Origin of the sequence: Marinilabilia sp., from assembly GCF_016278715.1 — a bacterium.
Lineage (GTDB): Bacteria > Bacteroidota > Bacteroidia > Bacteroidales > Marinilabiliaceae > Marinilabilia.
This window is the reverse complement of the sequence record NZ_JADQBH010000244.1, coordinates 1-21,578: the sequence shown is the minus strand read 5'-3', so window position 1 is coordinate 21,578 and position 21,578 is coordinate 1. Positions and strand designations below refer to the sequence as shown.

General features: G+C 40.4%; 16 protein-coding genes. 8 read left to right on the top strand and 8 right to left on the bottom strand.

What is annotated here, in order from left to right; translation table 11 throughout:
- Positions 1–92: 92 nt before the first annotated feature.
- From QZZ43_RS15170 to QZZ43_RS15160, 3 genes are all read right to left on the bottom strand, one after another.
- Complete coding sequence (locus QZZ43_RS15170; protein WP_291861182.1) at positions 93–506, bottom strand: hypothetical protein; 414 nt, start codon at positions 504–506, stop codon at positions 93–95.
- A 406-nt stretch (positions 507–912) separates the two neighbouring features.
- Positions 913–1,881 (bottom strand): aldo/keto reductase, encoded by a 969-nt coding sequence (locus QZZ43_RS15165; RefSeq protein WP_291861180.1) that lies wholly within the window; start codon positions 1,879–1,881, stop codon positions 913–915.
- A gap of 603 nt (positions 1,882–2,484) precedes the next feature.
- On the bottom strand, positions 2,485–2,928 hold the full coding sequence (locus QZZ43_RS15160) for a hypothetical protein (protein ID WP_291861178.1): 444 nt from the start codon (positions 2,926–2,928) through the stop codon (positions 2,485–2,487).
- An 811-nt stretch (positions 2,929–3,739) separates the two neighbouring features.
- Here QZZ43_RS15160 and QZZ43_RS15155 point away from each other — a divergent pair.
- From QZZ43_RS15155 to QZZ43_RS15120, 8 genes are all read left to right on the top strand, one after another.
- The gene (locus tag QZZ43_RS15155; RefSeq protein WP_291861177.1) at positions 3,740–5,212 is read left to right on the top strand and encodes a glycoside hydrolase family 130 protein; all 1,473 of its coding nucleotides are present in this window, start codon (positions 3,740–3,742) and stop codon (positions 5,210–5,212) included.
- A 477-nt stretch (positions 5,213–5,689) separates the two neighbouring features.
- Positions 5,690–6,328: a hypothetical protein gene (locus QZZ43_RS15150; protein ID WP_291861175.1), complete on the top strand. Its 639-nt coding sequence runs from the start codon at positions 5,690–5,692 to the stop codon at positions 6,326–6,328.
- A gap of 85 nt (positions 6,329–6,413) precedes the next feature.
- Entirely contained in the window at positions 6,414–7,556 is a 1,143-nt protein-coding gene (locus QZZ43_RS15145; RefSeq protein WP_291861173.1) for a glycosyltransferase family 4 protein, read from the top strand.
- Positions 7,557–8,246, top strand: coding sequence for a VIT family protein (locus tag QZZ43_RS15140; protein ID WP_291861172.1), 690 nt, complete (start codon positions 7,557–7,559; stop codon positions 8,244–8,246). It abuts the gene before it with no gap.
- Positions 8,247–8,380: 134 nt separating this feature from the next.
- Positions 8,381–9,541, top strand: a complete 1,161-nt coding sequence (locus tag QZZ43_RS15135) for a glycoside hydrolase 100 family protein (protein WP_291861170.1) — start codon at positions 8,381–8,383, stop codon at positions 9,539–9,541.
- Between the two features lie 317 nt (positions 9,542–9,858).
- On the top strand, positions 9,859–11,559 hold the full coding sequence (locus tag QZZ43_RS15130; protein WP_291861168.1) for an ice-binding family protein: 1,701 nt from the start codon (positions 9,859–9,861) through the stop codon (positions 11,557–11,559).
- A gap of 275 nt (positions 11,560–11,834) precedes the next feature.
- A complete protein-coding gene (locus tag QZZ43_RS15125; RefSeq protein ID WP_291861167.1) occupies positions 11,835–12,311 on the top strand; it encodes a hypothetical protein in 477 nt (158 codons plus the stop codon).
- Between the two features lie 191 nt (positions 12,312–12,502).
- Entirely contained in the window at positions 12,503–13,936 is a 1,434-nt protein-coding gene (locus QZZ43_RS15120; protein WP_291861166.1) for an OmpA family protein, read from the top strand.
- A 231-nt stretch (positions 13,937–14,167) separates the two neighbouring features.
- Here QZZ43_RS15120 and QZZ43_RS15115 read toward each other — a convergent pair whose 3' ends face one another.
- The 5 genes from QZZ43_RS15115 to QZZ43_RS15095 form a co-directional block, all read right to left on the bottom strand.
- Positions 14,168–16,399 carry a glycosyltransferase family 4 protein gene (locus QZZ43_RS15115; protein ID WP_291861165.1) on the bottom strand — a complete coding sequence of 744 codons (2,232 nt, stop codon included), beginning with the start codon at positions 16,397–16,399 and terminating at the stop codon, positions 14,168–14,170.
- A gap of 773 nt (positions 16,400–17,172) precedes the next feature.
- Positions 17,173–17,523: a cupin domain-containing protein gene (locus QZZ43_RS15110; protein ID WP_291861164.1), complete on the bottom strand. Its 351-nt coding sequence runs from the start codon at positions 17,521–17,523 to the stop codon at positions 17,173–17,175.
- Between the two features lie 88 nt (positions 17,524–17,611).
- Positions 17,612–18,172, bottom strand: a complete 561-nt coding sequence (locus QZZ43_RS15105) for an AraC family transcriptional regulator (RefSeq protein ID WP_291861163.1) — start codon at positions 18,170–18,172, stop codon at positions 17,612–17,614.
- A gap of 765 nt (positions 18,173–18,937) precedes the next feature.
- On the bottom strand, positions 18,938–21,091 hold the full coding sequence (scpA, locus tag QZZ43_RS15100; RefSeq protein WP_291861162.1) for a methylmalonyl-CoA mutase: 2,154 nt from the start codon (positions 21,089–21,091) through the stop codon (positions 18,938–18,940).
- Positions 21,092–21,137: 46 nt separating this feature from the next.
- Positions 21,138–21,524, bottom strand: coding sequence for a GxxExxY protein (locus tag QZZ43_RS15095; RefSeq protein WP_291861161.1), 387 nt, complete (start codon positions 21,522–21,524; stop codon positions 21,138–21,140).
- Between the last annotated feature and the right edge of the window lie 54 nt (positions 21,525–21,578).

Sequence of the window (21,578 nt, the reverse complement as noted above, 5' to 3'; positions counted from 1 at the left end):
ACAAAAATACACTTGCGTGGGGAATGGAGATATGATATATATTAGAAAAGTTGTGAAATTGTGAAGTTGGGAGGCAGGAGGCAGAAGATAAATTAATTTTTTCTCGCCCACTTTTCTTTGACTAACACAGACCTATGATTTCCATTTTCCATTGGGATTTTTAATTCTCCCTCAAAGGTCAATGTGTCATTTTTAAGATCATATACATAAATAACAGATGTTGAGCGATTCAAGATTTCTTTAAAATGATTGTCATCAACAGTCTCATACTTTCCTCTAAATTCAATATTTTCATTACCATTCTCACTATGACAGACATAAAAGGTTCCATCTGAATTAAACACTTTAATTCTATCTTCTTCATAATTAAAATTTTGCTTGCCATTGGAGAAGCCTTCGATAAACGACCACTCTCCTACTAATGGACTCTCTGTTTCTGGGGTGTAATTACAAGAAACAAATACAAAGAAGATAAATACCTGAAAAAAGGATTTTGAGTTTTTCATTTTAGGTTCCGGTTTTAATGATTAATAGGGTTTTATTGGCAATATGGAAGGAGACCTCTGTTGAATGATCTGAATGTTCAATTAAAAATGTCTTTCACAAACTGCTCAAAAACATGCCAGTTGGAGAGCCAATAGTAAATAATTCTAATCCTCCAAACAGATAAACTTAAATATTCTCGCCCGGGACGAGTAGTAAAAAACCCATCGTGCGGAAAGGAAAGACTCCCAAATAAGCCATATCTATTAGTCAGGCCGTGGTCTGGAGCGAAAAATCTCCCAAAAGCGGGCTAAACCTCAAATGGGGTGCAGCTATTCAAACACCCGACTAAAGCCGGGTTGTTATCTCACAACTACCGTGTCAGACCAGTATCAACTCCTCTTTTACCTCCTTAATAAGGTTCCAAAATCACCAATTATCATCAGGATCAGGCGTATAAGATTTATACCACTCATTTTCACCCCCCTGTGCATAATCGTAGGAACGCTCGAGCAAGTCAGTCATCTCGGCTTCTGAAAGAGGTTTAAACCGCCGGGCTGTTTCAATATTTTCTTTCAGCATTTTTACTGAGTCCATACCTGAACAAAGAGTTGAAATGGGCATACTCATGGCAAATCGCAGGCATTCCTCCACTGTGGCGGCCCCTTTATTCAACAACACTCCGTTGCCGGCCATTGATTTCATACCAATCACGCCAATATTTTTCTCGACAGCTACAGGCAATACGTTTTGAGTAAAACTTAAATATTGGTAATCCATGGGGTTTATAGGCATTTGAATGGTTTCCCAATCGAATCCCCGCTTAATCATTTCCAAATGTATTTCCGGACGATAGTGACCTGTGAACCCAATATGTTTAATTTTCCCCTGCTCTTTTGCTTTTAGTGCAAAATCCAGCACTCCGGAGGAATAAATTTCTTCCACTTCCTTCATTTCATCCAGTTCGTGGAATTGCCAGACATCAATGACATCGGTTTTTAGTCTTCTCAGACTGTCTTCGAGATGTTGTTGAGCCCTTTTCGGCTCCCGACCATGGTGTTTGGTCATTAAAATCACTTTGTCTCGATATCCGTCCATTAAAGCTTTCCCCATTCTCTCCTCACTTCGTCCATCATGATAATCCCACGCGTTATCCAGGAAGTTCACGCCCTCATCTATAGCCGTACGAATAAGAGTAATAGATTCCTTTTCTGTGAGGATGTCCTTACCAATATTGTGTCCTCCCACAGTAAGCAATGAAACATCCAGACCGGTTTTACCCAGTTTTCGATAAGGAAGGCCGTTCTTTAGGGTCATACCTGCAGTCATCATTCCTATGGACAACCCTGCAGCGGTTGCAGCTGTTCTCTTAATGAATTCACGCCGATTGATTACCATAATGATAAATTTTTGATTCACCCCTAAATTTAATTATTTTCAAAGGCTTCTGCATAGAAATTTGTCATCGTTTTTGAAAAAATTAAGGCCCCTTAGCGTAAAATCCTTTTTATTGAAACAATTCTTTTAAAAACTGTTCAAAAGCATGCCAATTGGAAAACCAATAGGAAAACAATATAAAACCAACAATAAACGTGATCAATGTTTTTCTGTCTTTCAAGTTTTGTTTCATAGCAATGCTACACTCATAGTTGACTAACCCAATTTTTTTTTTACAAACCTAAATTCTTCACACCGTTTCTGACGCGAGAATGCCAAGAGTTTACCAGAATACCAATATTCCGGAATTATCACTCTCACAAAAGGAAACAATACAATAAGAGAAAGCTCACTTACCTCTCTATGGCGTAATAACCCACCCCGGATTTTCTCTCCGGGTTAATTTTACAGGAAAAGAGCCTGCCTATCATGCACCTCTTTATTATACAAATGAATATTTTTATTTTGCCTAAATGCATCAATCTTACTTGCAGAATTGGGTGAAGTAACCTGCAAAAGATAAACCTTGTAGATTCTGAAATCCACTAAGAAACGGAGGGGCCATTAAAGAACCATTAAGAAACTTCCCAAAAAGGCTAATTGACCCAATAATACAACCAGATTCAGCACTATAGCAATAATCAAAAGTATTCCCATAAAACGGTAATGCCTTTTCAGGTAATTAAAAGCACCGGCCATTAAGTGGGACTGTTTAGTGAGAATCGCCGATTTAGAAACCACCGAAAACTGATACAAATAATAAATAGGAATCACGTAAACTGCCATCAACAATAACCCGGGAATAAGAGCCAGTGCACCCAGGCCTCCCAAAAAACTAGCTCCGAACATCATTGCTAAAAATATAAAAAAGAAAATTCCAACTCCAATAAAGCCCATAACGGAGAGAAACAAAGTCCATTTTCTGGCTTCATAAATATTGGCCAATGCTCGTTGGTCCAGCACAATAGTCTCGGTCTCATGGTTTTGGTTAAGTAAATCTTCGGTCATAATGGAAAAATTAAGTTTATAATTAATAGATAAGAGTCCAATACTACTGTCCAAAACATTATCAAAAGGTATTTGAACCCTTAAACCCTGGTTCAGAACAAGTTTTTTTGTCAAAAGCCTATTTCGGGGCAATAAATACATTTAATTAAGGCTGATGTGGTTTTCAAATATGAAATTATCAAGTTTTTTGAATTTATCCTAAAAAGATATACTGTTTTTTTAATCAATCTGTCAGTTTTCTTAAGGCATGAAACTATGCGAATCCTTTATTTTCAGCCTACTCACACGAACCAGGTAACTTAACCCGATTAAACGCCTTTCTCCAAACTCAAGAATTCATTCGATCCTCCATGAAATGTCAACTCCTCAAAAAAAGTATATCCAATTCCCCCATTAATGGTTTTAGCCACTCAAAAATCGGAATAAGGACTTCCACCAAGCCCGGCCTCAAAACGATAAGTTAGCTGAGACCATGCCGTGCCAGGAAACAAAAGGAAACAATAGAAAAAGAAAGTGGATTCATCCTCATACTGATCCAGGGCACATTACAACAAAGGACTCTAAAAACAGATCGGCCAACTGACAGACACAAAACCAAAAGAAACTATAAAACAAGAAAGAACATATCATGGGTTAAAATTTAGGATTTTATCGGGAGTAAAAATTTAAAATCTGACGATAAAGACGGCAGAAGACAAAATAATTATAACTAATGATACGGCAAAACAAAAAAGCGTTTACGAAAAGAAAAAAAAGCACTAACAATAATGGTAATTTAAAGCTACCTTTAGGAAATAAACAATATCCCATTATGCAAGTAACAATCAACAGAAAGAGTTTAGTTTTTAACCCTGACCCCAGCAGGGTGATAGCCCGTTTTCTGTTTATGGGGGACCAGAGAGCAAAAAATACGATTCGTTTTGTTCTGGAAATGTCAAAGAACGATGCTTCGCTGGCATTAAATCAAACGCTCCGGGATTATTCCATGCGGCACAGGAATATTTCCAGGATTTTTGAAAAACACTTTAACAACATAGCACATTTACTCCCGTCTCTGGAAACAAGTCCGGATGAAATAGATTATTCCAAGAAAATACTTATTGGCTCCTATTTTACTATGGAGTACTCCATTGAATCGGCGGCTTTTTTTAATCCGTCAATGGTGGAACATCCGGACCAGACCGAAATAAAACCGGGCTCAAAAAGAGTTATAATCAGTTTTCGGGCTACGGGCGAGGGACATATCTCCTCCATCGTTTTCAGAACAGGCATTCTTGACAGAGACAACAAACTCTCCATTGAGTCCATTGGCGACATGCTGGAGGAGGCAGAACATATCCGACGGCATGTTTACGATAAGAAAATGTTTGCCCATAAGCTGGATGAAATGCAGGATATCCATACCATTATTCCACCTGCTATAGTATTAGATAAATTACCTGATAAATTTACCTATGGAGAATTGCGCAAACGAATAGAAGAGTTAAGAAAATCCGTTCATTTAACTTCTGATAAGGAATACCTTTTTAACCAAATCACCTGGCTGGCCTCATCGCATTACGAATTACAATTTTCCCTGGACACAAATATTTCTGAAAGGGTTATTTTCCCGGTTTCTGCCAATGAAAAAAATGGTATTGAAGATGCCCGTTTTGTGAAATTCACAGACGACGACAACAATACCATGTACTACGCCACGTACACCGCTTACGATGGAACCACCATCCTCCCAAAATTACTTGAAACAGAAGATTTTTATCACTTCAGAATAAGACCTTTGCATGGCGAAATTGCAAAAACCAAAGGGATGGCGCTATTCCCAAGAAAAGTAAACGGAAAATACGCAATGCTTTGCCGATTAGATGGATTTAACAACTACATTGCCTTTTCCGATAACATAACAGTGTGGCGTGAGGCCAAAATACTGCAACAGCCCAAATTTCCCTGGGAACTTATTCAAATCGGGAACTGTGGCTCACCTATCGAAACAGAAGAAGGCTGGTTGGTCATTACTCATGGCGTTGGTCCCATGCGCGAATATGCCTTAGGGGCAGCATTGTTTGATATTGATAATCCTGAAAAGGAAATAGGAAGGTCAAAACACCCGCTATTAGTACCCAATACCGAAGAAAGGGAAGGATATGTGCCCAACGTAGTATATTCCTGTGGTTCTATGGTACATAATAATGAATTAATCATTCCTTATGCTATGTCCGATTATTCCTCCACCTATGCTTCTGTTGATTTGAAAGAACTCATAACCGAGTTAAAGAATTCCAAATAATCGATTCTTTTTGTCGGCAAGAAAAAAACTGATGCACTGATTTTCTTCCTGTTGATAACATACGGTACCATCCGCCCTGCCTCCTTGCAACCACCCACCTCTTCAATGATCGCCACCGTTCACTGCAACAGTTGCCATTTTCAGATCAATGTGTGAATTATGTAATTTATTTCCGGATATGTATAATAACCTCCGGAATTGATAGATCTATCTTTATGTTATGGAACCATTTCAAGATTAGCCCTTCTGGAACAAAATAAGAGAACCTAAAGAACCAAATGGCTGATTACAAAACCCAACAGGTTGATAACTGGAATGAAGAACTCCTTAGATTCGAAAAAAAATCTGGATGAATTGGAGGATGCAATTACGGTCTTTTTTGACGGAGAGTATTAACAGCAACTTTAACCGGGGGCCTAACGACCTCATTACCTTCACAATCCAGAAGAGACAAAGAAAGAACTCAAGGTTTGCTATATGTTTACAAAAACCAAAAAAAAAGTTGTCGTAATAGTGGCCCATCCCGATGATGAAACCCTTTGGGGCGGAGGAGCCATATTAAGCCATCCAAAATATGATTGGTTTGTAGTTTCCCTTTGCCGGGGAAAGGACTCTGACCGTTCCCCAAGATTCTTCAACGCACTAGAAGCATTAAAGGCAAATGGCATCATGGGTGACCTCAACGACGACCCCAAACAGAATCCTCTGAATCCAATAACAACAGAGACGGCCATTCTTGAATTATTGCCTGTTAAGCATTTCGACTTGATAATTTCGCACAGCCCAAAAGGCGAATACACCAGACATCTCCGACATGAAGAAATTGGTAACGCAGTAATAAGATTATGGGATTCAAATAAAATCGCAGCAAACTGTTTGTGGGCTTTTGCCTATGAGGATGGAAACAAAAAATATTTACCCAGATCAATTGAAAAGGCCCCGGTAATAAAAACGCTATCCGATCAAATTTGGGAACGAAAATATCAAATCATTACCGAAATATATGGTTTTGACAAGGAAAGCTGGGAAGCCAGAACTACTCCAAGAACAGAAGCCTTTTGGCAGTTTTGGAAGCCTTCTGACGCCATAAGTTGGCAGGAATCGATGAAGCATTGACTGTAGCAGAAAAACACGAAAAATTACCTGACTACCCATAAAAAAACATCAACACCTTGCCAGTTCAGTTAAATAGTATACTGTTATGAAGGTACTTGTACTGTATGATTATCCGCCATCTCCGGGAGGCCTGGCCACTCAAGGCGATTTACTTTACAAAGGGCTGCTTGAAATGGGCGTTGATGCACATGCCGCACATTTTGAATCGGCACAGGAAAAAGAATGGTATTACCGCTGGTTTGAGCCAGATGTTGTTGTGGGGGTTGGTTATTGGGGGCATACGCCTCAACTGGTTCTCCATCCGCAACGATACGGAGTAAAAACCGTTCCCTGGCTGGTGGCAGATGGGTATATAGCCAACTACCAGGAGGTTTTGAATGCATTGCCACTCATTTTGGTAACATCGAATTGGGTAAAGGAAATGTATGTACGCGATGGTATAAACGCCGATATCATTGAAGTGTTGCCGGTTGGTTGCGACACCGATTCTTTTAAACCCTTCAGACGAGACGACCCAAAAATCCTGGCCGTACGGGAAGCCCTGGGTGTTTCGCCCGACCAGCTCATGATACTCACTGTGGGAGGTGATGCTGCATCAAAAGGGGCACAGGAAGTAATGCAGGCGCTTGCCATTATTGATACAAAAGCACCAGATTGGAAATATGTTTGTAAAGTTTGGCCGCAACCTCGCACCAAATCTCAAAACCTGGCCGATTTGGAACTTGCCGCACGCCTTGGAATTGACAAGAATGTTACCTATGCGACCAACACCATCTCCCGTACTTTTATGCCTTACCTCATGGGCGCATGCGATATCTATGCAGCACCTTCAAGGCTCGAGGGTTTTGGAATGCCACAGGTTGAAGCCGGTGCGTGTGAAAAACCGGTTGTCAGTATAAAAGCCATGGGAATGCTTGACACACTGGTACACAAAGAAACTGCGCTATTGGCAAGAGTTGCCCGCAAAATTGTAGTAAATGAAGTCATTATCGGCGAGGAAGCAGGATTCGAGGATAAACACACAATGATATTTAAAACACCCCGAATTGTAGATTACAGGGCCAATGTACAAGACATCGGGAAACATCTTCTGACCCTTATGAATGACAATGAATTACGCGTAAGGATGGGTAAAGCCGGAAGAAAAAGGGTGGTGGAAAAATTCGACTACCGGGCAGTTGCCAGGCGTTTTATTAAAATTATGAGTGAAAGATTAGAAATCAATTAAGTGAAAAGTGAAAATCATTTTGTAAAAAGAAGCGGGTGGCTGAGAGCCTCCGTCTTAGGTGCCAATGATGGTATTCTTTCTACCACCAGTTTGGCAATCGGGGTTGCTGCCGCAAGCGTGACACGGGAACCAATTATACTGGCAACGCTGGCAGGGTTGGTTGCCGGAGCTCTATCTATGGCTGCCGGGGAATATGTTTCTGTAAGTTCGCAATTAGATGTTGAAACCGCCGATTTAAAAAGAGAAAAAAATGAACTGGACATTACCCCGGAAAATGAATTGGAGGAGCTTTCTAAAATATACGAAAACAGAGGGCTAACCAGAGATTTTGCCCATGAAGTCGCAAAACAACTTACTGCTCATAATGCATTAGAAGCACACGCCCGGGATGAGTTGGGTCTGAATGAAATATCGAAGGCAAACCCATTGCAGGCTGCCTTTGCATCTGCAACTTCGTTTATTGTGGGTGGTATATTTCCACTTTTGATTTCAATTTTGGCCCCATTAAGTCAAATGATTTATTTCCAATATGGATTCTCAATAATATTTCTTGCTTTATCCGGAACTATAGCAGCAAAGGTTGGAGGTTCAATAATCAGCAAATCTGTATTGAGAATTTGTATATGGGGAACTGTTGCAATGGTTATGTCAGCATTGATTGGATATCTGTTTGGAGTGAGCATACACTAGATATTTAATATCTAAAATACAAATGAACTTCATCGATTATTACAAAACCCAAGGGATAACAATAAATCGTTAGATTTTTAGAAGTTAGATGAATCGTATGTCATTGACATTCAAACTATTAATAAGACAGAGCCATGAAAACCAATAACGAAAAAGAAATTCAACAAGCCTGTAACGCCGCACTGGAAGTGCTGCTCCACAATGCCCACGGCCCATTTCAGGGACTTCCGCGTACAGCAGGCTGGGGATACCCCGAGCCTTATACAAGAGACTTGATGATTTCTATGCTTGGCATAGCTGTTTCTGATAATCAGAAATTGCTTAAAAGTATTCGAAAAGTATTGGAAACACTGGCGAAAAATCAAACCGAACATGGTCATATACCATCGCTTGTGCACGACAAAGACGATCGCGGTGCCAGCGATACCACTCCCCTGTTTTTGCTGGCAACCGGAATTTTCAGAAAAGTATCGGGTGAAACAGATTTTCTTGCTGAGGCGGTTGAAAAAGCGCTGATTTGGATGGATTATCAAAGTCCGTCGGATCGTAGCTTGGTGGCACAGCAACCCACAAGCGACTGGCGGGACGAGCAATGGGTAATTGGAAAAGGACTTTATGTAAATACATTGGTTTACAGCTATCTCCGAATTCTTGACAAACATGAAAAAGCAGAAAAATTACGCAATGAAATGGGACGTTTTACAATAACAAAAGGTTCAATGCACAATCATGTTCACGAAGGTCTGGTAGTTAAATACAAACCTTACTACGCCTTTTGGTCTTACAAAATCTTTAGCAGCGAGCGTTTCGACCTGCTTGGGAACAGCATCGCCATTCTTTCAGGTATTGCATCTCCTTCTCGGGCAGATGATATGGTTTCGTGGATTGAAGAAGAATGTGCCGGAATGCGCGAAAAAGGTGAATTAACAGGCGACCTTCCGCCCAATTTTTTCCCGTTTGTTAAGCCGGGAGATCCCGACTGGCATGAACGATACTCAGCATATAACAAACCGGGAGATTACCACAATGGAGGAGTTTGGCCTTTTATATGCGGTTTTTATATCGCTGCCCTTGTTTCAGCAAAACGATACAAACTTGCCGAAGAAAAACTAATTGCATTCACCCGGTTAATCAAAATAAAACAATCGGAAAAACTTGATTATGGATTTAATGAATGGATTAAAGCCCAGGATGGAAAGCCTATGGGGCAAGACTGGCAAACATGGAGCGCCGCAATGTACCTTTATGCCGCAAAATGTGTAGCTATCAAAGAAACCCCTTTTTTTAATACGTGAGCAAAGTTTTAAAGGATGTAATGCTTAGCAACACCGATCTGGGAATTGTCTTCGGCTTTCCCAAAATAATCACACACTAAAGTGATGGCAGGTGCCGGAAAATAATTCTGTCACAGGTTACATCAGCCACTCTGATAGTGATTTCAATCATTGTGACCCTTCAGAAGTAATTGCTTCATCTCATCATTCAAGGCTTGAGAGCATTCCAATATGTGTGAATCATGTAACTTAATAATTTTATTGTATAACATTTGTAGCTGTTGATGAACGTACCTTTGACATGAAATTATTTTCACAAAATTAAGACCATTAGTATAATGAAATTAAAAATTATTCTCACAACAATTGCAATTGCAGCGGTTGTATTAACAGGTGGTTGTTCCGAAAGTGACAACGACCAAAAAATGACCCCATCGGTGCTTTCTTCCGATCCATCTGTAGATGCCACAGACGTTGTTATTAACAAAATAGTAACAGTCACGTTTAGTGAGCCAATGGATGCATCAAGCCTTAATTCAACAACTTTTACTATTAATCAGGAAACAACTCCCGTTGAAGGAACAATTTCCTATTCCGGGACAATGGTTTCCTTCAAACCAACAGTCACCCTCGCACCTGTTACCGTTTACACAGGAACAGTTACGACTGGTGCAATGAGCGATTCCGGCAATTCTCTGGAAAATGAATATGTCTGGGAATTTACAACCGGTAATATAACAGGCCCAACAGCAATTTCTATTTTTCCTGCAAACAATTCCGAAGATGTGGAACGCAATAAAATAGTAACCGTTACCTTTAGTGAAGAAATGAATTCTTCTACTATCAACACCTCCACATTTACATTAACACAAGGTGATACAAATGTCCCGGGAGAAGTTACGTATTCCGGAAAAACCGCGGCTTTTACTCCAACGAATATCTTAGATGCCGGCAAGGTCTATACGGCCATGTTATCTACCGGAGTTGAGAATGCAGCAGGAGTAGAGCTCGCAGGTAATATTTCGTGGACCTTTACTACAAGTGATGAAACAGATGCTACTGAACCGACAGCGACTGTAACCAATCCACTCAACGATGCAACAAATGTTGAGCGGAATATCGCTATTGAAGCCACTTTTAGTGAAGAAATGGATCCTTTTACAATCAATAATTCAACATTCATATTGAAGCTGGGATCTAATGAAATTGATGGTACTGTAGATTATTCAGGTTTAAAAGCAACATTCAATCCGGCAAATGCCTTATCTGCTGAAACCGTTTATACGGCTACTATCACCAGCGAAGCTAAGGATTTGGCAGGAAATGCCCTTGCTGCTGATATGGTATGGACCTTTTCAACAGGCGTTGGCACATCAAATCTGGCAGCTGTAGATTTGGGAGATGCTGGCAATTATGTGATTTTGGCTAAAACAGCTATCAACAACAATCCCACTTCAGCGATTACAGGAGATTTGGGGTTAAGTCCGGCAGCTACGTCCTATATAACTGGATTTGCAGTGACTGCTGCAACCGGGTATGCTACCTCAGACCAGGTAACAGGGCAAATATTTGCGGCAGATATGGCAGCCCCAACCGCAATAAATCTTACCACAGCTGTTGAAAATATGATTACAGCTTACAACGATGCAGCCGGACGTCCAACTCCTTTATTCCTTGAGCTGGGAACCGGGAACATTGGTGGCCAAACCCTTGAACCAGGGCTATATAAATGGACCAGCACTGTTACAATACCTACTAATGTTACCCTTTCGGGTGGAGCAGACGCGGTATGGATCTTCCAAATTTCCGGCGACCTTAAAATGAGTTCTGCTGTAAATGTAATTCTTGCAGATGGCGCACAAGCCAAAAACATTTTCTGGCAGGTAGCCGGTGAAGCTACTTTTGGTGCAACATCGCATTTTGAAGGGATTATTTTGTCGATGACCGGCATCACTTTTCAAACTGGTGCATCATTTAACGGAAGAGCTTTAGCACAAACTGCTGTTACTCTTGATGGAAATATTATTGTAGAACCATAGATGAGCCCAGTCTTAGATGCATCTTTATACTACACTCATAGATTATAATCAATAGAACGCAAATGACGCGGATGCAACAGATGAACAGGGATAAAATCTGCGTATATCTGATAAAATCCGTGTCATCTGTGTTCTTTTTCTTTAGCATTACAGACCCTGATTTCCCGGAAACTTAATACCATTTAATACCCATTGTCACAAACTCAATTTCACGGGTTTTTTAAACCAACATCGTCTCATCGAAAACCAGGCGTATGACAACCAAAAAACACAAAATGAAAAAAATTGGATTAACTATTTTACTATCAGCATTCTTACTCTCATTCAGCTATGCTCAGGATTACAACACAGGCATTGGAATACGGGCAGGATACGCCAACGGATTAACTATCAAGCATTTTATCAGCTCCAATTCAGCGTTGGAAGGAATTGTTTCCAGTCGCTGGAAGGGCTTTCAAATAACAGGTCTTTACGAAATCCATGGCATGGCTTTTAACACCGAACGGTTAAATTGGTACTACGGTTTTGGAGGCCACGTAGGTTTCTGGGATGGAGACAATACTAATAAATATTGGGGAGACCCCGGAGAATCCTATACTGTTATAGGAATAGATGGAATATTGGGATTAGAGTATAATTTTTCTGAGATACCATTTAATCTAAGTGTAGACTGGAAACCTGCTTTCAACCTGTATGGTTATAATGGCTTTTGGGGCGATGGCGGTGCATTGTCATTTCGATACATTTTCTAACGGTAAAAAATATTCATCGTTGTCAATGTAATGGATAGGTTCCCAAGTCACGGATAGAAAAAAGGACCATAAACTTAACAACAATCAAAATGAAAACACATGAAAAAAGAAAAACAGGGGTTACGCTACTGTTATGCCTATCGTTTTTTATGATAAGCAGCCTCGGTTTTGCACAACAAACAAAGGAAACTTTGTTTGAGAAAGCTAACCAGGCGATGTATAATGCACAAACAATGCAGGCAGACTTACTAGTCCCTGAAGAATTCAATAAAGGAATTGAAAACTACAGGGAAGCTGAAGAACATTATGCCGACAAAAAAGGCGTTGAAAAGATTGAAGAATCGCTTGTGGAGGCGATAAACCATTTTAACCGGTCGGCAGACTTTAGTGTTTCGGCCAAATTGGTTTTTGCCAGTTCACTAGATGCCCGTTCAGATGCACTATCGGCAGGGGCTGATAGATTTGCAAAAGAAATGTGGGATGAGGCAGAAGAAGTCTTTAAGAAAGCAGCAAACGAGCTGGAAAAAGGTGACAGGGATGACTCATACGAGTATTCGACCGAGTCCATTGAGTTGTACCGGAAAGCTGAATTAGCATCCATTAAAACCGATTTGCTTGACGAAACACGTGTTTTGCTGGAAAAAGCGGATGACATGAAAGTTGACCGCAATGCTCCAAAAACACTCGATAAGGCAGAAAAACTGCTGGCAGAAACAGAACAAGAACTCGAAACAAACCGGTATGATATGGATTATCCTCGTATTCTGGCCAAGCAGGCCAAATATGAAGCTAACCACGCCCTTTTTCTTAACAACACCATATCGGCAATTGATGACAGCGACATGGAAATGGAAGATGTAATTCTAAGATATGAAACACCTCTTATCCGGATTGCAGAAAAAATGGGCTTTGTGGCACAATTCCATGAAGGCATAGAAAATCCTGAGCAGGAGATAATTAATCATGTTTCGGAGTTACAGCAAAACAACAAAATGCTTATTGCTGACAACCTTGATAAAAAAAATGAAATCTGGCATTTAAAATCGACCGTGGATTTATTAACAAAACAAAATCAGGCGCTCAACACCGAGTTTAATAATGAAAACAACAAGCGGTCAGACGCTATGAAATCACAAATCCAGGAGTTTGAAAACGAAAAAGCAAAACTGGCAGCCAAAATCGAGAAGCAAACCAAACTAAATCAACAGTTTGAAGAGGTTTATCAGATTTTTGACAGCACTGAAGCATCGGTTTTTCGCTCAGGAGATGAGATTATTATAAGAATGCATGGTTTTGGTTTTGATACCGGCAAATCGGAAATTAAACCAAAGAACTTCGACTTGCTGACTAAAGTTCAAAATGCCATAAGCATATTTCCCGAAAGCAATGTAATTGTGGAAGGCTATACCGACTCTTTTGGTGGCGACGCCTCGAATTTGGTGCTTTCTCAAAAACGTTCAGATGCAGTTACCCAATACCTGAATGCCAATTCGGACGCGCCGGGCAACAGCAAAATCAGTTCAGTGGGACATGGAGAGAACAACCCGGTGGCAAACAACGAGACCGCTGAAGGACGAAAACAAAACCGTCGGATTGATATAAAAATTCAACCAGACATGGAATAGAAGGAAGAGCCTTTTCAATTTAGAAGCGACTCATAATTACAATAGTCCGATAAAAAAACCTAAACACAGTGACGCAATGCCCCAAAGTTTTTATTACAAGAAAATGGCGGTCACTGCTCTTGATTGTGCAAATAGCTTATTATCTGAGTTTTATAAAATCCCTGCTGAGTATTGCATTTAATAATTGAAAAAGGGGATGTCCCAAAAGACATCCCCTTTTTCTCGACTTAATTATATCTTATGAAACTCTTCATAAGCCTGCAAAACCGTCAAATGAGAAATTAAATAGGCCAGTGAACTTTCGGCTCCCTGGTTGCGGTTTACCCCATAACTTTCAAAACCATCGCAACAGCCTTTGGTTTCAAAATCGTACAAACTCAATCTGAGATCGTTTTCACCCAGAAACCACAAAAACGAAGTATATAATTTATTCAGGTATTCTTTGTCTTTTGTTACCAGAAATGCCTGATGATACATTAAAACCATGGCCATGGCATCAACTGGTTGTTGTGCAAACACGGAACGCTCTCCATTCTTTTTGTACCATTTTTCGTTACCAATAATAGAAAGATAGTTTTCGTTAAGCGTATGTTCGGTAAGAAACTGCATCGATTTAAGGGCTACTTCCAGAACTTTGTCTTCATTCAGAATTTCTGCCGAATGTAGCAGCGACAAAGGCAGCATTCCGTTGTCATAGGCAAGCAATGACTCAAACCATTGCCAGTCGGGAGACTGATTTTCTTCAAATTGATTAATCAACTTATGAGCCATATTCCGAAGCCTTTCGGTCATGGCGTCATCTCCGGGGTTTGCTTTAAGATAATAACAAATACCAATCATGCTATTGGCAATACTTCGGATAGATTTTAATTTCTCGAAATGAGGAGCAGCATTAAAAAACACCAGGCGGCCAGTCTGGTAATAAGCATCGTTTGGAGCGTTGCCCAATAAATATCCAAGGGCCCAGATGGTACGTCCGAAAGAATCTTCAGACCCAACCTCATCCAGGTAATTTCTGCTGAAGCTCAAGAAGTTTCTGAAAGTACCATCCTTATTTTGCATATAATGGATATAGCTTAAATAGACGGGTGACAATTCGAGCGAACGAGCATCTTTTATTTGCTTGTATGCCATCAACACCATCAGCAAAGCCCTTGCATTATCATCCAGGCAATAGCCTTCTTTCAGGTTTGGAATACCAAACTTGGCATGTTGAATAATACCGGTATCATCGGTAAGTCTGTTGATGTGATCCAAAGAAAAAGGCGGCAAAATAAGCAAATCTAATATGGTATCCTTTTTTCCCGACTCCTTAGTTCCTTGCTCAATTGCTTCATTAGCAATAGCAATGTATTTCTCGCCGGTCTTGGGCCAGGTTATTCTTTTGCCATACTCCCCGGCTTTCGTTTTAAGTTTATTTAGTTCGGTTGGATTATCCAACAGCTCTGTTAATACTGAACTCAACTCTTCTGAATCACCGAATTTAAAAAGTCTTCCTCTGCCATCGGCCAGTAATTCAGCTGCATGCCAGTAGGGCGTTGATACCACCGCCGAGCCCACACCTATTGCATAAGCAAGTGTTCCACTGGTAATTTGTGATTCGTTTAAATAGGGAGTTATATATACATCTGTGGCCGACAAGTATTTAAATAAATCTTTAACATTTAAATACTCATTTAAAAAAACCACATTTTTCTCCACTTGAAGATTTTTTACCAATCGCATTAAGAAAATGCGGTATTCCTCACCAGAATGCCTCAACACGTTAGGATGGGTTTTGCCCAGAATCATATAAACTACATTGGGATGCTTTTCGATCACCTTCGGCAAGGCTTTTATTACCGTTTCAATACCCTTATTGCGGCCAATAAAACCAAACGTTGTCAATACTTTCTTATGCTCAAGTTTAAACTCTTTTTTCGACTTCCCGGAACTGAACTGCAAGTCTGGAACGCCATGATCGATAAATGCAATTCGCTCTTTGGGCACATCATAAATATCCACCAGAAACTCAATGGCTTTATGGCTCATCACCACAATTTTGTTGGCCATTTTGCAGATTTGCTGCAAAACTGCCTTCTCATTATAAGAGGGGGTTTTTAAAATTGTATGCAGAGTAACAATCAATGGTACCTCCAACCGGTGCAATAGGGGAAGGATGTAAACCCCGTTTTGTCCACCAAATATTCCGAACTCATGCTCAAGAACACAAACCTCCGCTCCACTATGATTAATGAACTTTACAGCCTGAATATAATCTTCCTGATGCTCCTGCCGGATGGTCAGCTTTACTTCTTCGGGATAATCATACTTATCGGTAAAGTCATTTAAGGCCACCACAAACCCTTCATTCGGTTCTTCCTGTCCGGAAGGGGGTAAAATCATAGAATTAACCAAATCATTAGTAAACGTTCCGATTCCACATTCTCGTGGCGGATATGTTCCTATAAAAGCAATCTTCATAAGTTCATTATTAAGGGATTGTGCGGAAATAATCTGACGCTTTAAACTTATTCTTTTGCCCTTAAATTTCCTTGAAAAGTCATTAAATTGCCAGTCAAGTTGCTTAAAAACAAAACTACATAGTTTCAATGCTATATCAAGCCGACATAACAATCTGTCGGTCAATTGTTTAAATTACAAAACTCAAGATGTTCAATAAAATCCATCTAGCATCTAATATCTTAAAATCTAACGATCTATTGATTGTTTAAAACGGTCAATTTATTTCATTACAATCCTAAGTTAAGTTATTGATTATTGAAATATCGGGGCAAACCTGGCACATAAAGGAGCGGCTAAAGATAAAAACTAAACCAGCAGAATCCTGAACTTACATCACAAACACACTGCATATTAAGAATTTCGGATACAGGAAAAAACACAAGATTGCGAAAGGCCTGTTATTCCCATTTTTTATTCTTTTCTGCGCGTTTGGCTTCCTTAGCAGCCCGTTTTTCCTTTAGACTTTTTACAGGTGCTTTTTTATTATTCTTTTGGCTCTCTTTTTCTTTTGACATGATACTATATTTTATTAAATATTTACTTACCCTACAAACTGAAAAAAAATTGAGATAGCTTCACTTCGTTCGAAATAACATTCAGTCTTGAAGTTTTTTGCGGTTCCTCATCAATTTTTTTTTGAGAATAGTTGGCTATTAACTGCCTCAAATCTGCGTTTGGGTACTTATTCTTTTAGATAATTATCTCATAACGAAACTTACGAATAAAGCAGGTTAAATCGAAACCGTCTCATACCCGCTTTTAATAATGGTTGATATCATTTTAAACCGGCCGTTCGATTTCACTAAATGGCAGGTATGGGCAGGAACAATAATAGCCTCACCCGCCTTAATCATATTGGATTTTTCATCAATTACCACTTCAGCAGTTCCTTCAATAATCTGAAGAAAACAATCGAAAGGTAGAATCTTTTCCGGCAGTGCCTCACCAGAGTCAATAGCAACAGCACTTATATTTCCGGTGGTCTTTCGAATAATAGTTTTAGTAACCACAGAATTTTGTACATACTCTATGATTTCAATCAAAACATGCAATTTTGATTTTTCTATTTCGGTGCTTTGCATTTGCATCATCTGCATTTTTTATATATAGCAAAGTTATTGTCCGCCACCGTACTATGTGTTATACTTTTGATGCTTTTCCTTACATCATTCACACATTTTCAAGAGAATCCCGCCTTTTACTTTTCATTTTTCTAAAGTGAGAGGGTGTTAAACCGGTAATTTTCTTAAACTGATTAGACAGATGTGCTACACTACTATAATGCATTTTGTAAGCAATCTCTGAAAAATTCAGTTCATCGTAAATTATCAATTCCTTAACTTTTTCAATCTTATGTTTCAGATAAAATTTTTCAATTGTAATGCCTTTTACTTCCGAAAAAAGATTGGCCAGGTAAGTGTAATCGTAATTCAGCTTATCACTCAAATAATCAGACAGGTTCACCTTTATCTGGTCTTCGGTATAATGAACCAATTCAATTATCGCAATTGCAATTTTTTCTACCAGAACACTTTTCTTACTATTCATCAGTTCAAGTCCCGATTTTTTCAGAGAGCCATCCAACTTAGCCAAAGTATCTTCCGGTACAGCTCCAATAATATTGGCTTCGCCTATTTTTACATCAGAATATTCAATTCCGAACTTTTCAAGTTCACTCTTGACTATCAATTGACAGCGTATGCAAACCATATTCTTGATGTAAATTTTCATAAACAAAATCAATCTAAGTTACTACCCGAAAGGCAATGGTATAAAAAAAAGAACAATCCCCTTTCATATACTTTCTGTCATACTCGTTTCATCAAGAAATATTCCCTGTTTTAAAAGCCGGGTAATACTCATAACAATGAAGCACAAATTATTCTGGAACCAGCTCTTTCAAACAGTTGAATTTTAATCCTGCGGTTTTTTACAAAAACCACCGGTTATTCTTTCACTGGGGCATAAAACAAGAAAACGTCAACCCTTCGGCTACTTATTTTCTCCTAGCAATTTACGTCAATAATCCTGGCATTCAAAATATAAGAAATTTTTACAACGAAATATTCTGAATTAAAATAATTCCCTAATAGAAAAGCGCCGATACCTGGACTGTATGAATATCTATTGGTTCATTATGAATAGATGGGAAGATATCAGCCACAAACCCCATAAAATGAAAACGGGTTACTTAGAAAAACCCAACCAATAAGTCCGACTCCGAAAACTGTCGGATATTTCTCAACCAATGAGGTTTTCACTTTATTTCTTGGTCATTATACGACACCCTCGGCGCCGGTTTTATGTATCATTCAATGGGCTAAATTTTGGAGCCCTTCAGGCTCCCTTTTCCAAAAATTAAAGAGCTGTGCCCCGAAGACGGTCGTACATCAAACTTCTCTCGCCCCCAGAAACATTGTACCTCCGCGTTTATAAATCAAAAAGCCCCCACCGGAATCCGGCAGGGGCACTAAAAAATATCACAAATGAAACGCCTTACTCTTCGCTACTTTGCAGCAAGAGTTTCATAATGTCAATAGCAGCACGCGACACTGATGAGCCGGGTCCGAAGATACCCACTACACCACAATCGTAGAGATACTGGTAATCCTGGTGAGGAATAACACCTCCGGCAATTACCATGATGTCTTCACGACCAAGCTTTTTCAACTCAGCAATTACCTGAGGAACCAGTGTTTTATGACCAGCAGCCAGAGAAGAGACACCCAACACATGAACGTCGTTCTCAACAGCCTGGCGGGCTGCCTCGGCGGGCGTCTGGAACAAGGGTCCCATATCCACATCAAAACCGATGTCGGCATAACCGGTGGCAACCACTTTGGCACCGCGGTCGTGACCATCCTGACCCATTTTGGCAATCATAATACGGGGCTGGCGGCCTTCTTTTTCTCCGAACTCTGCAGCCAGGGCACGAGCTTTTTCAAACTCACTGTCATTTCCGGCCTCTGCGGAGTACACTCCGTTAATTGAACGTATCACAGCTTTATATCTTCCAACAACTTTTTCACAAGCATAAGAAATTTCTCCCAAAGAAGCACGTTTCTGAGCAGCATCTACTGCCAGAGCAAGTAAGTTCCCCTCACCGGTTTCAACAGCTTTAGTAATTGCTGCCAGCGAAGCTTTTACCTCTTCTTCATTCCGGTCGGCACGCAACTTAGCCAAACGCTCAAGCTGAGATTTACGAACAGCGGTGTTGTCAATTTCCAGGATATCGATCGGGTCTTCTTTCTCCAGACGGTAACGATTGTTCCCGACAATCACCTGTTTGGCACTATCGATCTTAGCCTGTGTACGAGCAGCAGCCTCTTCGATACGCATTTTTGGTAAGCCGGTTTCGATGGCTTTGGTCATACCGCCCATCTCTTCGATCTCTTCGATATGTGCCCAGGCTTTTTCAGCCAACTCCTTAGTCAGAGCTTCCACATAATAAGAGCCAGCCCAGGGATCAACCGCCTTGGTAATTTTGGTTTCTTCCTGAATGTAGATCTGAGTATTACGTGCAATACGAGCTGAAAAGTCGGTAGGCAGTGCAATAGCCTCATCCAATGCATTGGTATGCAACGACTGGGTATGTCCCAAAGCGGCAGCCATCGCTTCCACACAGGTACGACCTACGTTGTTGAAAGGATCCTGCTCCTGAAGTGACCATCCGGAAGTCTGTGAGTGCGTACGCAAAGCCAAAGACTTAGGATTCTTAGGATTGAAGCGCTTCACAATCTTGGCCCAAAGCATACGTGCAGCACGCATTTTGGCAATCTCCATGAAATGATTCATTCCGATGGCCCAGAAAAACGACAAACGAGGTGCAAAAGCATCGATGTCCAGTCCTGCATCCACACCGGTTTTCAGATACTCCAACCCATCGGCAAGGGTATAACCCAACTCCAGATCGGCAGTAGCACCGGCCTCCTGCATGTGATAACCGGAAATGGAGATGCTGTTAAACTTAGGCATCTTCTGAGAAGTGAATTCAAAGATATCAGCAATAATGCGCATAGAGAATTCAGGTGGATAAATGTAAGTGTTCCGCACCATGAACTCTTTCAGAATATCGTTCTGAATGGTACCACTTAACTCTTCGAGTTTGGCACCCTGCTCCAGACCAGCCACAATATAGAAAGCCATTACCGGCAATACAGCACCGTTCATGGTCATAGAAACCGACATCTTGTTCAACGGAATACCGTCGAAAAGCACTTTCATGTCCAGGATAGAGTCAATAGCCACACCTGCTTTACCCACATCACCTTCCACACGCTCATGGTCAGAGTCATAACCCCGGTGTGTAGCCAGGTCAAAAGCTACAGAAAGGCCTTTCTGACCCGCCGCCAGGTTACGACGATAAAACGCATTGGACTCTTCAGCGGTTGAAAAACCGGCATACTGGCGGATGGTCCAGGGACGCATGGCATACATGGCCGAGTAGGGTCCGCGAAGATAAGGAACTAAACCTGCGGCATAGTTCAGATGCTCCATACCCTCCAGGTCAATTTTATTGTAAACTGCTTTCACCGGAATACGCTCAGGTGTAACCCAGTCTTTTTTGATACCCTTTTTCTGTTCCCAGCTTTTGGCATCAATCGGGCATTTATCGCCCTTGATTTCTATTTTTGAAAAATCTGGTCTCATAATAACATATTTTTAACGCAGAGGCGCTAAGACGCTGAGTTTATTTTTAAAGGTTGTTGACTTTCCGGTAAATGCCCTTATGTAAGACAGGGACATTAAAGTTGATCAGTAACCCAAGCTTCTTATTTGCCACTTTCAGGTAAGTTACCAACTGAACCTCATGAACCGGATGTACATCTTCAACCGCTTTCAACTCAACAATCACCTCTTTTTCAATTAATAAATCCAGAACAAAATCCTTCTCTAAAGACTCGTTTTTATAGACCAATGGCAAGTGTACCTGCTCCTCTACAAGCAATCCTTTACTTCTCAACTCATGAGCAAGGCAGGCACCATAAACAGATTCAAGAAGTCCGGGACCAAGTTCCTTATGAACTTCAATTGCTCCTCCTATAATCTGCGAGGAAATATTATTAAGTACCTCTTTTGTCATCTCTCCAAATAAAAACTTTGCGTCTTCGCGTCTTTGCGTTTAAATTTTTATTGA

Coding starts and splice junctions, on each gene's coding strand:
- QZZ43_RS15135 (WP_291861170.1), top strand. CDS start 8,381: ATGAAAACCAATAACGAAAAAGAAATTCAACAAGCCTGTAACGCCGCA.
- QZZ43_RS15165 (WP_291861180.1), bottom strand. CDS start 1,881: ATGGTAATCAATCGGCGTGAATTCATTAAGAGAACAGCTGCAACCGCT.
- QZZ43_RS15155 (WP_291861177.1), top strand. CDS start 3,740: ATGCAAGTAACAATCAACAGAAAGAGTTTAGTTTTTAACCCTGACCCC.
- scpA (WP_291861162.1), bottom strand. CDS start 21,091: ATGAGACCAGATTTTTCAAAAATAGAAATCAAGGGCGATAAATGCCCG.
- QZZ43_RS15145 (WP_291861173.1), top strand. CDS start 6,414: ATGAAGGTACTTGTACTGTATGATTATCCGCCATCTCCGGGAGGCCTG.
- QZZ43_RS15170 (WP_291861182.1), bottom strand. CDS start 506: ATGAAAAACTCAAAATCCTTTTTTCAGGTATTTATCTTCTTTGTATTT.
- QZZ43_RS15110 (WP_291861164.1), bottom strand. CDS start 17,523: ATGCAAAGCACCGAAATAGAAAAATCAAAATTGCATGTTTTGATTGAA.
- QZZ43_RS15130 (WP_291861168.1), top strand. CDS start 9,859: ATGAAATTAAAAATTATTCTCACAACAATTGCAATTGCAGCGGTTGTA.
- QZZ43_RS15105 (WP_291861163.1), bottom strand. CDS start 18,172: ATGAAAATTTACATCAAGAATATGGTTTGCATACGCTGTCAATTGATA.
- QZZ43_RS15095 (WP_291861161.1), bottom strand. CDS start 21,524: ATGACAAAAGAGGTACTTAATAATATTTCCTCGCAGATTATAGGAGGA.
- QZZ43_RS15125 (WP_291861167.1), top strand. CDS start 11,835: ATGAAAAAAATTGGATTAACTATTTTACTATCAGCATTCTTACTCTCA.
- QZZ43_RS15150 (WP_291861175.1), top strand. CDS start 5,690: ATGTTTACAAAAACCAAAAAAAAAGTTGTCGTAATAGTGGCCCATCCC.
- QZZ43_RS15115 (WP_291861165.1), bottom strand. CDS start 16,399: ATGAAGATTGCTTTTATAGGAACATATCCGCCACGAGAATGTGGAATC.
- QZZ43_RS15160 (WP_291861178.1), bottom strand. CDS start 2,928: ATGACCGAAGATTTACTTAACCAAAACCATGAGACCGAGACTATTGTG.